Source organism: Helicobacter pylori (genome assembly GCF_021062735.1).
GTDB classification, from domain to species: domain Bacteria; phylum Campylobacterota; class Campylobacteria; order Campylobacterales; family Helicobacteraceae; genus Helicobacter; species Helicobacter pylori_DN.
This window is the reverse complement of record NZ_JAHXLB010000001.1, coordinates 25,151-38,327: the sequence shown is the minus strand read 5'-3', so window position 1 is coordinate 38,327 and position 13,177 is coordinate 25,151. Positions and strand designations below refer to the sequence as shown.

15 protein-coding genes are annotated in these 13,177 nt (G+C 38.2%); 2 read left to right on the top strand and 13 right to left on the bottom strand.

Annotated elements, in window-relative coordinates; genetic code table 11:
• Positions 1 to 194: 194 nt before the first annotated feature.
• The 13 genes from KX581_RS00210 to KX581_RS00150 form a co-directional block, all read right to left on the bottom strand.
• Positions 195 to 917 (bottom strand): YebC/PmpR family DNA-binding transcriptional regulator, encoded by a 723-nt coding sequence (locus tag KX581_RS00210; protein ID WP_180509791.1) that lies wholly within the window; start codon positions 915 to 917, stop codon positions 195 to 197.
• Positions 918 to 1,889, bottom strand: a complete 972-nt coding sequence (hemB, locus tag KX581_RS00205; RefSeq protein WP_231175269.1) for a porphobilinogen synthase — start codon at positions 1,887 to 1,889, stop codon at positions 918 to 920.
• A gap of 10 nt (positions 1,890 to 1,899) precedes the next feature.
• On the bottom strand, positions 1,900 to 3,246 hold the full coding sequence (arsS, locus tag KX581_RS00200; RefSeq protein ID WP_231175268.1) for an acid-sensing histidine kinase ArsS: 1,347 nt from the start codon (positions 3,244 to 3,246) through the stop codon (positions 1,900 to 1,902).
• Positions 3,247 to 3,271: 25 nt separating this feature from the next.
• Positions 3,272 to 3,949 (bottom strand): acid response regulator transcription factor ArsR, encoded by a 678-nt coding sequence (gene arsR, locus KX581_RS00195; protein ID WP_000573732.1) that lies wholly within the window; start codon positions 3,947 to 3,949, stop codon positions 3,272 to 3,274.
• Between the two features lie 235 nt (positions 3,950 to 4,184).
• Positions 4,185 to 4,664 (bottom strand): CiaD-like domain-containing protein, encoded by a 480-nt coding sequence (locus KX581_RS00190; RefSeq protein ID WP_231175362.1) that lies wholly within the window; start codon positions 4,662 to 4,664, stop codon positions 4,185 to 4,187.
• Positions 4,655 to 4,918 (bottom strand): tetratricopeptide repeat protein, encoded by a 264-nt coding sequence (locus tag KX581_RS00185; RefSeq protein WP_220904884.1) that lies wholly within the window; start codon positions 4,916 to 4,918, stop codon positions 4,655 to 4,657. Before KX581_RS00185 ends, KX581_RS00190 begins: the two co-directional genes overlap by 10 nt.
• 34 nt (positions 4,919 to 4,952) lie before the next feature.
• Entirely contained in the window at positions 4,953 to 6,233 is a 1,281-nt protein-coding gene (locus tag KX581_RS00180) for a peptidase U32 family protein (RefSeq protein WP_231175267.1), read from the bottom strand.
• Between the two features lie 2 nt (positions 6,234 to 6,235).
• On the bottom strand, positions 6,236 to 6,967 hold the full coding sequence (gene cheZ, locus KX581_RS00175) for a protein phosphatase CheZ (RefSeq protein WP_231175266.1): 732 nt from the start codon (positions 6,965 to 6,967) through the stop codon (positions 6,236 to 6,238).
• 69 nt (positions 6,968 to 7,036) lie between these two features.
• Positions 7,037 to 8,128: a peptide chain release factor 2 gene (prfB, locus tag KX581_RS00170; RefSeq protein ID WP_120863227.1), complete on the bottom strand. Its 1,092-nt coding sequence runs from the start codon at positions 8,126 to 8,128 to the stop codon at positions 7,037 to 7,039.
• Between the two features lie 60 nt (positions 8,129 to 8,188).
• Positions 8,189 to 9,364 (bottom strand): molybdopterin molybdotransferase MoeA, encoded by a 1,176-nt coding sequence (locus KX581_RS00165; protein WP_231175265.1) that lies wholly within the window; start codon positions 9,362 to 9,364, stop codon positions 8,189 to 8,191.
• Positions 9,365 to 9,373: 9 nt separating this feature from the next.
• Complete coding sequence (gene fliR / locus KX581_RS00160; protein ID WP_231175264.1) at positions 9,374 to 10,141, bottom strand: flagellar biosynthetic protein FliR; 768 nt, start codon at positions 10,139 to 10,141, stop codon at positions 9,374 to 9,376.
• Entirely contained in the window at positions 10,135 to 10,863 is a 729-nt protein-coding gene (locus KX581_RS00155) for an EI24 domain-containing protein (RefSeq protein ID WP_231175263.1), read from the bottom strand. Before KX581_RS00155 ends, fliR begins: the two co-directional genes overlap by 7 nt.
• A gap of 105 nt (positions 10,864 to 10,968) precedes the next feature.
• Positions 10,969 to 11,187: a hypothetical protein gene (locus KX581_RS00150; protein ID WP_231175262.1), complete on the bottom strand. Its 219-nt coding sequence runs from the start codon at positions 11,185 to 11,187 to the stop codon at positions 10,969 to 10,971.
• Between the two features lie 146 nt (positions 11,188 to 11,333).
• Here KX581_RS00150 and cbf2 point away from each other — a divergent pair, with 146 nt between their 5' ends.
• Positions 11,334 to 12,233: a peptidylprolyl isomerase CBF2 gene (gene cbf2, locus KX581_RS00145; protein WP_060472851.1), complete on the top strand. Its 900-nt coding sequence runs from the start codon at positions 11,334 to 11,336 to the stop codon at positions 12,231 to 12,233.
• Between the two features lie 16 nt (positions 12,234 to 12,249).
• On the top strand, positions 12,250 to 13,173 hold the full coding sequence (locus KX581_RS00140; protein ID WP_000960449.1) for a class II fructose-bisphosphate aldolase: 924 nt from the start codon (positions 12,250 to 12,252) through the stop codon (positions 13,171 to 13,173).
• Positions 13,174 to 13,177: the final 4 nt, after the last annotated feature.

Genomic DNA, 13,177 nt, shown 5'->3' with positions numbered 1-13,177 from the left:
AAAAACAAGTTTTTTAAAAAAGAATATTGAATAAAGCTATTCATATTTGATCAAAACAAAAACCTTTATTCAATCAAAATAAGGTTAAAATCCAATAAAAAAGGAGTTTTATAACTTTTTATAGGATTTTACAAGCTTATAGCAACAAAATTTTTTGTTGGTTTTGTTAAAAATACTTTGAGCCTTTTTGCATTTCACTCAATATTGGTATAAAGCGCGACCACATCATCATCGTCTTCAATCCTATCCAGTAATTTTTCGGTAAGCTCCATTTGTTCGTCATTCAATTCAATGGGCGTTGTGGCGATGCGTTGCAAACCCGCTTTTAAAATGGGCAATCTCAAGCTTTCAAACCCCTCATTTAAGAGCTTGAAGCTGTTATAATCCCCTCTAATAATAATCTTGTCTTCTACTTCTTCTAATTCTTCCAAGCCATAATCAATGAGAACGAATTCTAAATCTTCTAGGCTGAGTTTCAAATTTTTTACTTCATTTTTCAAGCATTCAAACACGCTTTTTCGGTTAAACATAAATTCTAAAGAGCCATTAGGCACGATGCTCGCCCCTTGCGTTTTATTGAAATAGCTTTTAAGGTTAGCAATGGTTCTAGTGGGGTTATCAGTCATGCATTCCATAATGATTAACACGCCAAAATTCGCCTTACCCTCATAAGTGATTTCACTCAAATTCCCCTCTTTACTGCTCGCTCTTTTAATCGCTGCGTCAATATTGTCTTTAGGCATGTTTTGCGCTTTAGCGTTTAAAATCGCTGTTCGTAGTTTGGCGTTCGTGTCCGGCTCGCTCCCGCCCTCTTTTGCCGCTAGGGTGATCGCTTTGGCGAGCTTGGGGAAAACCTTACTCATCTTATCCCATCGTTTTTCTTTAGCCGCTCTTCTGTATTCAAACGCTCGTCCCATTCAATTCCTTTGTAATAAGTTAGCCACTTCTTTGGCATGATAGCTAATAATCATATCCGCTCCCGCTCTTTTAAAACAAGTCATCGTTTCTAATAAAACGCTTTCATAGTTGATCAGGTTGTGTTTTTGCGCGAGTTTGAGCATGGCGTATTCCCCACTCACATTATAGAGCGCTAAAGGGAGCAAAGTGTGATCTCTAATTTCTTTAACAATATCCAAATACGCCAAAGCCGGTTTCACCATTAAAATATCCGCGCCCTGTTTTTCATCTTCTAAACTTTCTAAAAGCGCTTCTTTTTTATTAGCGTAATCCATTTGATAGCTTTTGCGATCGCCAAAACTCGGCGCAGAGTTTGCCACATCTCTAAAAGGCCCATAGTAACTGCTCGCAAATTTAGTGGAATAGCTCATGATGGGCGTGTAAAAATACCCGGCCCTTTCTAGCGTTTTTCTCAAGCTCAAAACATTCCCATCCATCATGTTGCTTGGGGCTAGAATATCCACACCGCTTTCAGCCAAAATAAGCCCTTGAAGGTTTAAAATCTCTAGCGTTTTATCGTTAGACACAGAAGCGTTTTCTAAAATCCCGCAATGCCCATGGTCGGTGTATTCACAAAAACACAAATCCGCTATAACGATTAAATCCTTGAATCGTTTTTTAACCTCTTTGGTGGCTTTTGCGACAATGTGATCCTTACTTAACGCATGGCTTCCTGTAGCGTCTTTATTTTTAGGAATGCCAAACAATAAAACGGCTTTGACGCCTAAACCCACTAATTCTTCGCATTCTTTTAAAAGAGACTCTATACTCATTTGATAAACGCCAGGCATGGAGCTGATTTCATTTTTAATGTAACTATCGCTTTCTATGACAAATAAGGGAGCGATGAAATCATCAATATTCAGACGCGTTTCTTTTAGCATTGCTCTTAAGTTTTCGCTGCTTCGTAATCTTCTCAATCGTTTGAACATGTTCTCCTCTTTATTGTTTTTCTTTAACCCCATAATTGGCTTTTTCTATCCCCTTCATTCCGCTCACCTCTCTCAAATTTTCGGGGGGGGGGGGGGGTAGCTCTTCATTATATTCTTCTAAATCGTAAAAACTATTAAAAACGCAATCATGGATAGTGAAACAAATTCTTCCATTGCTGTAATAATAGCTCAAATTCAATCCCATAGCCTCTAAAGCGTTTTTAATGATATATATGCCTAACCCAAAACCATGGGCTTGGCTGGGGTTAGAAGATTTGAAGTAGGGTTGCAAATATTTTTCAAAATCTTCTTTTAAAGGTTTGCTTTTATTGGACACCACTAAATTATTTCCTATGAAATCCAAAAACACCTGTTTGTCATCGCTGTATTTGATCGCATTATCTACCATGTTTTTTAACGCTATAGAAAACAATTCAAAATCCGCTTCAATGATGTAATTTGAAGAGGATACATGGATAGGGCTTTTTTTATCCTCATCAATTAAAAGCATTTTTTCAATCTTGTCTATCAAATCGCTCATTAAAAATTTTTCTTTATTGCTCCCATAATTTTTGGAAGCGAGCTGCTCAATGCGGGCAAATTGCTCAATCAACATGTTCAAGTGATCAAATATAGATGAAAAGCGCTTGTAAGACAGCTCTTCTTTGAGCATAGAGCTTAGTATCTTGCCCTTAGTGATAGGGGTGCGTAATTCATGCATGATGGAGCGCAAAAACAAAACCCGAGATTCATTCATCGCATTGATTTTTTGGATGCAATTGTCAAATTCGTTAGCCAGATCCCCTATTTCATCTTTTTGCTTGCTTTTACAACTCACGCTTTTATCCCCTTGAGCGAAGCGTTTCACTTGAGATCTTAACTCTCTTAAGGGCAATAAACTCTGCAAAACAAATAAAAAGAGGAATAAAATCAATAATAAACCCACCGTAATAGCTAAGAAATAATTCCTGTAAGAAACCGAATGCAAATCTTTATAAAGCACAAAATGCTCATCCTTTTTTAAAAGGATAAAAACCATGTCGCTGAATTTAAACACTTCAGCATACCCAATATTTCTGTGGTGCAACTGGTGGCGTCTTTTGGCTAAAACCTTTTCTAAATTTTCTATTGTGGTTCCTCTAAAGCCAATTTTATAGAGGTAATCTTCTATGGCTCTGTAATCGGAGTAGTTATTTAAAATTTCATTGATAGTGGTAACAAACTGGTAATGGCACATTTCGTTTTGATAGTTTTCGTGACTGATTTGAGAAGACACGAAATAGTAAGCGAACGCTCCAAAACTAAAGAGCGTTACCATAAACAAAGCGACAATTTTAAAAAAGATAGAGAAACGCAAAACCCCTTAACTCCTTATTAGAATATCAGTATTCTAATTTATAACCAATCCCTCTAACAGAGATGATGTATTGCGGTTGTTTAGGATTTTTTTCAATCTTAGATCGCAAACGGCCAATGATCACATCAATGCTTTTATTAGAGCTTTCAGGGTTGATGCTCTCGCTCTCAATCGCAATGCTTTCACGGCTAAACACATAACCTTTTTTGCTAATGAGAAGCGAAAGGATTTCATATTCAGCCCTAGTTAAGTCTAGCTTTTTTTCATGCATATACACTTCTCGGCTATCCTTATCCACCCTAAAGATATTCGCATCGCCTGGCTCACTCACTTCTTCTTTTTTATGAGAACGCCTAAGCAGCGATTGGATGCGAGCTAATAATTCTTTAGGATCATAGGGTTTAGGGAGGTAATCATCAGCCCCATAATCTAGCGCTTTAATCTTATCTTCCACATCGCTTCTTGCTGAAGAAATAATAATAGGGATATGTTTTTGTTTGGAGATGCGCCTACACACTTCAAGCCCGTCTAAATTAGGCAAAGTCAAATCCAACAACAACAAATCATAATTTTGTGTGTTAGCCGCACTAAGACCGGTATATGGCTCATCGTAATTGGTTACATGAATGCCATGTTGGAGCAAAAACTCGCTCAAAAACTCGGCTAATTCTATATCATCTTCTATCATTAAAACTTCTATCATACTTCAATTAACTCCTTCAATGATTTCTACAACTTTAAAAACGATTAACTTTGTTAATGTTTTAAGGGACTAATTCTAGCATTTTATTATTAAAGATACCTTGAAAATATCTTAAAAATAAAAATTCAAAACATTATCATAGTTATTAATAGAAATTTAAGGCTTTGTTTTCATGGAATATTGAAAAATAAAGTCTTATTTTTTAATGTTTTTAAACAATTCCTTTGCTCATTTTTCACTCTGTGTTTTCTAGCTCTAAAGATTCCAATCGTTTTTCAAGCACGCTCAATTGGTATTGCAAGAAACGCACCACCAAATCCAAACGCTTCAGCGCGTCTTTTTCTTCTAAAGCTTGCATGCCTTGAAACAACACTAAGGTTCTCTCTAGTAAGTTTTTTAAAAAAACCCTCTCGTTTGAAACCGGTGCTTGCGTGGGGTTTTCTTGCGCAATTTCTTCTGTAATGATTTCTTGTGCTTCTTCTTCTTTTTCTTCTGTATTTTCTTCTGTGATTTTTTCTTGGGTTTCTATTTTGGTGGCGTTTTTTGGCTCCGTGTTGCTCATTGGGGGCGTTTCAGCGTTTTTGGCGTTTTGCAAATAGGGGGGTGTTTTGAAAAAAGAGGGCGTTTTTTGCGCCGCATCAAAGTTATTATCAATGGTTTTAGCCATTTTTTCAATTTCATTAAGGGTTTCTGAAATAATGTTTTTCAATTCCATTCTACCAGCCATTGTTCTAAATTCTCAACGCTCAAAAAATCCCCTTTGATAAAATTCAAATAGTGCCTCTCCAATATTGCATCATGTTTGAAAGGAGTGCCATTTTTTTGGATTTTTTCCAAACGCTTTATTTGTTTTAACGCCTCTGCATGGTCAGGGGTTTTGTTTAAAATATTAGTATAAATTTGCAACGCTTCTTCAAAAAATCCTTGTTCTTCATAAATACGAGCGAGCGTGATAGTTTCTAATGGCATGCGTTTTCTCTTAATCGTTTGTAATCCCTAATCTCTAAACGCCATTTTTAGACTCTACTTGGGTGCGCAAAAAACTAAAAGCCGGCAAGGGTGCGGGCAGTCGCACTAAATTCACATTTCCGCTATGGATGGTTTCTAACTCGGTGTTATTTTCTAAAAGGATTTTATACAGCACTAAATAAGAGCGTTTTTCAAAGGTGTAAATCTTGCCAATTTCATTGACTATGGGCGTGATAGCCGCATTTTTGGGAGCGATGATTTCATAAGCTATGTTAGTGGTAGTGGTGAATTTGCATGCAAAAAAACGCCCATCTTCGGTGATTTCGCCATTGACTTGAAAATCCCCTTCGCTAATGGCTGTTTGGTGGTTTTGAGTATCCAACCTTTCAAAAGGCCTTCGCATCAAATAGCCGTCCGTAAAACCCCTGTTTTTAAGCGTGTTCAATTCGCTAGCATAAAAACTCGGCTTTAAGGTGTTATGGTAAAAATCATCAACCGCCAAACGATAGATGCGCGTGGTTTGCGCGGCGTAGTAACTGGACTTGGTACGCCCTTCAATCTTAAGCGCACTAATGGCGTTAGAACTTAAAATTTCAGCGATATGACTAGAGAGGTTCAAATCTTTAGCGTTAAAAATATGCGTGCCTACGCCTTCTTCTTCAACCAACCTCATCATCACGCCGTTATCAGGGTTTTTCACATAATATTCATAATCAAACCGGCAATCATTCGCGCAACTCCCTCTATTAGGCACGCGCCCCTTTTGTAAGGCCGAAATCAAGCAGCGCCCTGAAAAGGCAAAGCACATGCTCCCATGCACAAAGATTTCTAATTCCAAATCAGGTAAGGCTTTTTTAATCTCAATCGCATCATTCAGGCTCAATTCCCTAGCGCACACAATGCGTTTAACCCCTAAATCATAAAACACTTGCGCATCTAACAAATTTAAGACATTCGCTTGCGTGGATAAATGGATAGGGATATGCGGGGCGATTTTTGAAGCGAGTTTCACCACCCCAGGTGCAGCAATAATGAAAGCGTCTGGCTCTAGCTCTGCCATTTTATAAATATGCTCTTCTAAAAGTTTGAGCTGTGAATTGAAAGGGAAACCATTGATAGTCGCATAGACTTTTTTATTCAAGGCATGGGCGTAGTCAATCCCTTCTTTAAAGGTCTCTAGAGTGAATTCCTTGCTAGCGCGATTGCGTAAAGAAAAATGGCTCACTCCCCCATAAACCGCATCAGCCCCATAGTTGAGAGCGATTTTAAGTTTTTTTAAATTACCGGCTGGAGAAAGTAATTCAACTTGGTTCAAAACTACTTGGCTCCAAAAGAAGCGATCAAGGCTTCAATATCATCAGCGCTGGCTAAATCTTTATCATCATCGCCGGTGATAAAAGTCGCTGAACTCACGCGCTTAGAATCATCAATTTTGCCTTCAAAAAGCGAATTCATGTATTGGCTGAGCGCTCGCATGACATTGACCACGCGCTCAATTTTTTGGCGGTGAATATCTTGAAACTGCATAATATCCATCGCTTGCATGGAGCTATCAGAGCAATTGGTGGCTTCTTCTTCAATGTTTTTAAGGGCGTTTAGGATTTCTTGTTGCTCATTGAGCGCGGTTTTAAAAGATTCAACATGGGGGAAATGCACATGCAAATTGTCAAAAATTTCTTGGTGTTTTTGCAAAGGTTCTTGGATTTTTTTAACCATTTTAGCGATTTTTTCAGCGCTAGCTCCGATCAAATCCAATTGATCAAAAATTTGCGTGGCTTTCACTTCAGAATCTCTTGTAACATCGTCTAATTGATGCACGACTTTATGCTCTTCAGTGGGGGGAGGGGGAGGCCATTCATTAGGGCTAATCTTGCCGTATTTTTCAGCGTCTTCTTTTTTGACGGTCATTTTTTGGCTAGAGCTTTCTTTGGATTCTTTAACCTCTTCTTTCTCTTTAGCTTCCTCTTTAGTCTCTTCTTTAGCCTCTAAGGCTTCCAAATTTTCTAAATCGCCACCATTCATCAAAGCGTCTAATTCTTCTTGTGTCATTGTTGTTCCTTGCCAATTGGTTTTAAAAAGCGTTTTTAACCATAATTCCTATCTGTCATTTTAGCGCACTTAAGCTTTAGCAATCAAAACGCCCTCTAAAATCGCATCAATATCGCCGTCTAGTATCGCTTCCACATTGCTATAAGCAATATTGGAGCGCGCGTCTTTGACTTGCTGGTAGGGGGCTAGGACATAGCTTCTTATTTGATGCCCCCAGCCGATCTCGCTTTTTTCTTCATTTTTGGCGCTGCTTTGCTGCTTTTCTAATTCCAATTCATAAAGTTTGGATTTAAGCATTTTTAACGCGCTCGCTTTGTTTTTATGTTGGCTCCTGTCGTTTTGGCATTGCACCACAATACCGGTAGGGAAATGCGTGATCCTGACCGCGCTTTCTGTTTTATTGACATGCTGACCGCCCGCCCCACTGGCTCTGTAATAATCATAACGGACATCTTTTTCATCAATTTCTATATCAATATCATCGTCTAATTCAGGGCTAATTTGCACGCTCGCAAAACTCGTGTGCCGTTTGGCGTTCGCGTCAAAGGGTGAAATCCTTACAAGCCTATGCACCCCATTTTCATTTTTCAAATAGCCATAAGCGTTTTCGCCCTTAATGATAAAGGCGACCCCTTTAATGCCCGCTTCTTCGCCATCTTGATAATCTAAAATCTCGCTTTTAAAGCCCCTTCTTTCCGCCCATCTCAAATACATGCGATACAAAATACTCGCCCAATCCTGGCTTTCAGTCCCCCCCGCTCCAGGCTGAATGGTGATAATAGCGTTTGAGGCATCGTTTTCACCGCTTAACATGATTTCAATTTCTACTTTTTGCACACTATGCTCTAAAACAGGAGCCTCTTCATAAAGTAAGGATAAAGTAACCTCATCGTTATCATTTTGAGCGAGTTCAAACAATTCTGTGCTTTCATCTAAAGAATTTTTGGTTTTTTGATAGGTTTCTAGCAAGCGGTTCAGGCGCACTTTTTCTTTATTGGTGTCTCTGGCCTTTAAGACATCTTGCCAAAAATTAGGGTCTTCTTGCTCTTTTTCAATGCGTTCTAATTCTTGTTTGATCTTTTCAGGCTTGATGATCAAAGCGATATTATCGCATTTGTTTTGCAAGCTTTTTAACAATTCGCTATAGGTGTAGTTATCCACAAACAGAACCTTTATGAGTGGGGTTTTGAACTTGCCATTATAACATTGTTAAAAGCCATTTTAATTTTCAAACCTTAAAATTTCAATTTCGCCCTGAACCAATCCCACTCCTTCATCAATTAAAGCGATAGAATCCACTTGCGCAAGGGCTTGAATCGCTCCTGATTCATAGCGGTTGTTGTTGTAAGGAATGAATTGGTGGTTTGAATAGTTGCCTAAAATTAAATGCACGCGTTCGCCTTTAAGCTTTAAGGGGGCATTGATTTGAGCCTTAAAGGGTTTTAGCTTAAAATCTTTATTTAAGGATAAGCGCTCCAATAAGGGTAGAATCAAAACCCGTAAAACCAATAAGCAACTTAAAGGATTACCCGGTAAGCCTATAATAATACTTTGATTGAGTTGGGCTAAAGTTACCGGTTTTCCCGGTTTGAGATTGACTTTTTCATAATAAAAAAGGGCGTTTTTTTCTTTCAAAGCGTCTTTAAAAAAGTCTTTATCCCCTACGCTCACCCCCGCGCTTGAAAGGATGACATCATAATCTTGTAATTCAAGTGTTTTAAGCTGTAAATTTTTGTCATCTTTTAAAACCCCTAGAAAATGCGTGTTGTAGTTTTTAAGCATGTTAAAAACACCCACTGAATTAACATCATAAACTTGGTATTCTAGGGCGTTTTGCCCTAAAGGCACTAATTCATCGCCGCTGCTAAAGAGAGCGATTTTTAATTTTCTAAACGCTTTGATTTCTTTGAACCCTTGAGAGGCAATGAGTGCAATATGCCCGTAATTCAAACGGGTATTTTTAGGGACTAACACGCTGTTTAAAGAAGCGTTCTCGCCCTTTTGACGGATATTGGCGTTTATTTTAAAATCTTTGGGAGCTAGGGCAAAATTTTCATGGCTTTCTAGCATGCATTCTATGGGAACGATCGTTTCTATTCCCTTTGGCACCATCGCTCCAGTCATGATTTTAACGCATTCATTTTCTTTAACTTCTAAAGCGCTCACATCATCCCCGGCAAAAATGTGCTGAATGACTTGAGTTTTTTTACCTAAATCCTGCATTTTAAACCCATAGCCATCCATTGCGCTTTGATTGAATTTAGGCAAGGCGTGAATGCAAATAATATCCTCTGCTAGAATACGCCCTGTGCTTTCAAACAAAGAGATAACCTCTATTTCTAAGGGTTTTAAGGGAATGCTAGAATGGATTTTTAGAGCTTCTTTAAAACTAATCATATTGATCCTTTAAAAGATTTTGCTAATGGCGCTAAAGGCCAGGCTGATTTCTTCTTTAAAACGCCCCATGATAGCCGAAACGATTAAAATAATGCCCACAAACCCGATCGCAATTTTAACCGGAAACCCGATAGCGAGCAGGTTGAACTGAGGGTGGGTTTTCATGATCATGCCAAAAATAATATCGCTCAATAACACCAAGCATAAAATAGGGAACGCCATAGAAAACCCTATGACAAACAAGTGCGAAAAGGCTTTGACAATGTTTTTAGCTAGTGCTGGCTCAAAGACAAATTGCCCTAAAGGGACGGCTTTTAAGCTGTGATCCACAAACAAAATGATTTGATGGTGGAACGATAAATCCAATAAAATTAAAATCGCTAACAATAAAAGGGCTTGCCCTACAATGGGTTTTTGCGATCCTGAAATAGGATCATACGCGCTCGCCATCGTAAGCCCCATAGAAAAGCTGATGCTATCGGTTGCAAACACTAAGCTCGCAAAAACGATTTGTAAAAAGACAGATGCGCACACCCCTAAAAACAGCTCGCATAAGCAAGCGATGATAAAACCCTCTGGCGTGTAAACAGCGTTTGAAAACTCTAAAGTGGGGTAAAAAATCGCGCTCACATACAAGCTCAAAGCCCCACGCACCGACAAAGGCACTAAATGGTTTTCAAAAAAAGGGAAAAAAGATAACACCCCGCTAACCCTTAAAAACAACAAGAAAAAATCCCTAACATGGGGGGTGCTAAGCTCTTGGAGAAAATCTAACATTCTTTTTCTTTAAGGATAAAAAAGTAGTGCGCTAGCATTAGGGTTTGCAATAAGGTGGCAAAAAAATTAAAAAAAGGGATTAAGGAAAAAAGATAGCAAAAAAATGAGAAACGATAATGCTTCAATCGGTGCTGTTTGAGTAAATTTTGATAGCTTTGATAATTAAAAATCATGCTGGCTATATCCAAACTCATGGTGTTTTTGAAAAAAAGAAAATGCACGATTATAGAAAAAAAGACCCCAAAGACCCCTATAAAGGGAATGAAATAAGAGGGCGTTAAAACCGCTAAGAATAAAAGCATAAAAGCGAGCGATTTTAAAAAATATTTAATAGAAAAAAGAATAGAGCCAAATTCTTCCAAAACGACATGGGGATAATATTTTTGGTGCAAATAAGAGACCACTAAAGGGGTGTAAAAAATGGACGCAAAAATATTGATGACTAAACTCAAAAGAATCACGATCCAAAAAATAAGAAAATACACTAACGCCTTAAAAACCCATGCGAACACACCGGCAAAAAAGCCTTGAGAATGGGAATAGTCATTCAAAGATTGCGGTAATAAAGTTTGGCAATAACCCACAATACTCCCGCCATTGTAGTAAAAAACAGCTCCAAAAAACGCCAAACTCAAAAGGATAGGGCCAAGATTGATTAAAAGCATTCTAGCGCTTAAAAAATCATTAAAGCTTTTTTTAAAAATGGATAGAAACAAAACCATAAGCCTTTTTTAAACTCACTTTTTAAGGGGTATTTAAGCGCAAAGTCCCTTAATCTTACATAGTAAGCTTATCAATATGAGATTGACTAAAGGTATAGAAATTACTTAATATGGAATAACATGCAATGCTAAAAAACCAAATACATAGAATAATAACATTGGTAACCAAGGAAAGAGAATGCATGCAACAATAATTACGAATAGTATATTCATAATTGCATCGAGAATTTTTGAATCCTTTTTAACATTCTTTTGCTTTCCAAAAAGAATAAAACTAACACCAAAAAAGATAATAAATATTATTACAACATCTGCGGCAAACATTTTACCCGCTTTGAATGGAATGAATAACTTTAAGCATTTCTTACCCCTCAATGTGAGTTTTCTATAATCATGATAGCTGATTTTGTTTTAAATTTGCTATAATGTAGATTTAATGATGAAAATTAGTTTAGAGTGGAGAACACACAATGAAAAAAAATATCTTAAATTTAGCGTTAGTGGGTGCGTTGAGCATGTCGTTTTTGATGGCTAAGCCGGCTCATAACGCGAATAACGCTGCACATAACACGAAAAAAACGACTGATTCTTCAGCAGGCGTGTTAGCGACAGTGGATGGCAGGCCTATCACCAAAAGCGATTTTGACATGATTAAGCAGCGAAATCCTAATTTTGATTTTGACAAGCTTAAAGAGAAAGAAAAAGAAGCCTTGATTGAGCAAGCTATCCGCACCGCACTTGTAGAAAATGAGGCTAAGGCAGAAAAGCTCGATCAGACTCCAGAATTTAAAGCGATGATGGAAGCGGTTAAAAAACAGGCTTTAGTGGAATTTTGGGCTAAAAAACAAGCCGAAGAAGTGAAAAAAATCCAAATCCCCGAAAAAGAAATGCAGGATTTTTACAACGCTAATAAAGATCAGCTTTTTGTCAAGCAAGAAGCCCATGCTAGGCATATTTTAGTGAAAACCGAAGATGAGGCTAAACGGATTATTTCTGAGATTGACAAACAGCCAAAGACTAAAAAAGAAGCCAAATTCATTGAGTTAGCCAATCGGGATACGATTGATCCTAACAGCAAGAACGCGCAAAATGGCGGTGATTTAGGGAAATTCCAAAAAAACCAGATGGCTCCGGATTTTTCTAAAGCCGCTTTCGCTTTAACTCCTGGGAATTACACTAAAACCCCTGTTAAAACAGAGTTTGGTTATCATATTATCTATTTGATTTCTAAAGATAGCCCTGTAACTTATACTTATGAACAGGCTAAACCTACCATTAAGGGGATGTTACAAGAAAAGCTTTTCCAAGAACGCATGAATCAACGAATCGAGGAATTAAGGAAGCACGCTAAAATTGTTATCAACAAATAATTGATGAGGTGTTATCATGTTAGTTAAAGGCAATGAAATCTTATTGAAAGCCCATAAAGAAGGTTATGGGGTGGGGGCGTTTAATTTCGTGAATTTTGAAATGCTAAACGCTATTTTTGAAGCAGGAAACGAGGAAAATTCCCCGCTTTTCATTCAAGCGAGTGAAGGAGCGATTAAATACATGGGGATTGATATGGCGGTGGGCATGGTGAAAATCATGTGCGAACGCTACCCCCACATTCCTGTAGCTTTACACCTAGATCATGGCACGACTTTTGAAAGCTGCGAAAAAGCCGTGAAAGCGGGTTTCACTTCTGTGATGATTGATGCGTCTCATCATGCTTTTGAAGAAAATTTGGAATTGACTTCTAAAGTGGTCAAAATGGCACATAACGCTGGAGTGAGCGTGGAAGCGGAGCTGGGGCGTTTAATGGGGATTGAAGACAATATTTCAGTAGATGAAAAAGATGCGGTGTTAGTGAATCCTAAAGAAGCGGAGCAGTTTGTCAAAGAATCTCAAGTGGATTACTTAGCCCCAGCCATTGGGACAAGCCACGGAGCGTTTAAGTTTAAGGGCGAGCCCAAATTGGATTTTGAACGCTTGCAAGAAGTCAAAAGGCTCACTAATATCCCTTTAGTTTTGCATGGAGCGAGCGCGATACCGGATAATGTGAGGAAGTCTTATTTGGACGCTGGAGGCGATTTGAAAGGCTCTAAGGGCGTGCCTTTTGAATTTTTACAAGAATCTATAAAAGGGGGGATCAATAAGGTCAATACCGACACGGACTTAAGGATCGCTTTCATCGCAGAAGTGCGCAAGGTGGCCAATGAAGATAAGAGCCAATTTGATTTGAGGAAGTTTTTTTCTCCGGCCCAATTAGCGCTTAAAAATGTGGTCAAAGAACGCATGAAACTTTTGGGCAGCGCTAATAAAATTTAATCAA

What these genes read in the sequence shown, in the direction of transcription:
- KX581_RS00210 (WP_180509791.1), bottom strand. Translation starts at nt 917, where the DNA reads ATGGGACGAGCGTTTGAATACAGAAGAGCGGCTAAAGAAAAACGATGG.
- hemB (WP_231175269.1), bottom strand. Translation starts at nt 1,889, where the DNA reads ATGTTCAAACGATTGAGAAGATTACGAAGCAGCGAAAACTTAAGAGCA.
- arsR (WP_000573732.1), bottom strand. Translation starts at nt 3,949, where the DNA reads ATGATAGAAGTTTTAATGATAGAAGATGATATAGAATTAGCCGAGTTT.
- KX581_RS00190 (WP_231175362.1), bottom strand. Translation starts at nt 4,664, where the DNA reads ATGGAATTGAAAAACATTATTTCAGAAACCCTTAATGAAATTGAAAAA.
- KX581_RS00185 (WP_220904884.1), bottom strand. Translation starts at nt 4,918, where the DNA reads ATGCCATTAGAAACTATCACGCTCGCTCGTATTTATGAAGAACAAGGA.
- cheZ (WP_231175266.1), bottom strand. Translation starts at nt 6,967, where the DNA reads ATGACACAAGAAGAATTAGACGCTTTGATGAATGGTGGCGATTTAGAA.
- KX581_RS00165 (WP_231175265.1), bottom strand. Translation starts at nt 9,364, where the DNA reads ATGATTAGTTTTAAAGAAGCTCTAAAAATCCATTCTAGCATTCCCTTA.
- fliR (WP_231175264.1), bottom strand. Translation starts at nt 10,141, where the DNA reads ATGTTAGATTTTCTCCAAGAGCTTAGCACCCCCCATGTTAGGGATTTT.
- KX581_RS00155 (WP_231175263.1), bottom strand. Translation starts at nt 10,863, where the DNA reads ATGGTTTTGTTTCTATCCATTTTTAAAAAAAGCTTTAATGATTTTTTA.
- KX581_RS00150 (WP_231175262.1), bottom strand. Translation starts at nt 11,187, where the DNA reads ATGTTTGCCGCAGATGTTGTAATAATATTTATTATCTTTTTTGGTGTT.
- cbf2 (WP_060472851.1), top strand. Translation starts at nt 11,334, where the DNA reads ATGAAAAAAAATATCTTAAATTTAGCGTTAGTGGGTGCGTTGAGCATG.
- KX581_RS00140 (WP_000960449.1), top strand. Translation starts at nt 12,250, where the DNA reads ATGTTAGTTAAAGGCAATGAAATCTTATTGAAAGCCCATAAAGAAGGT.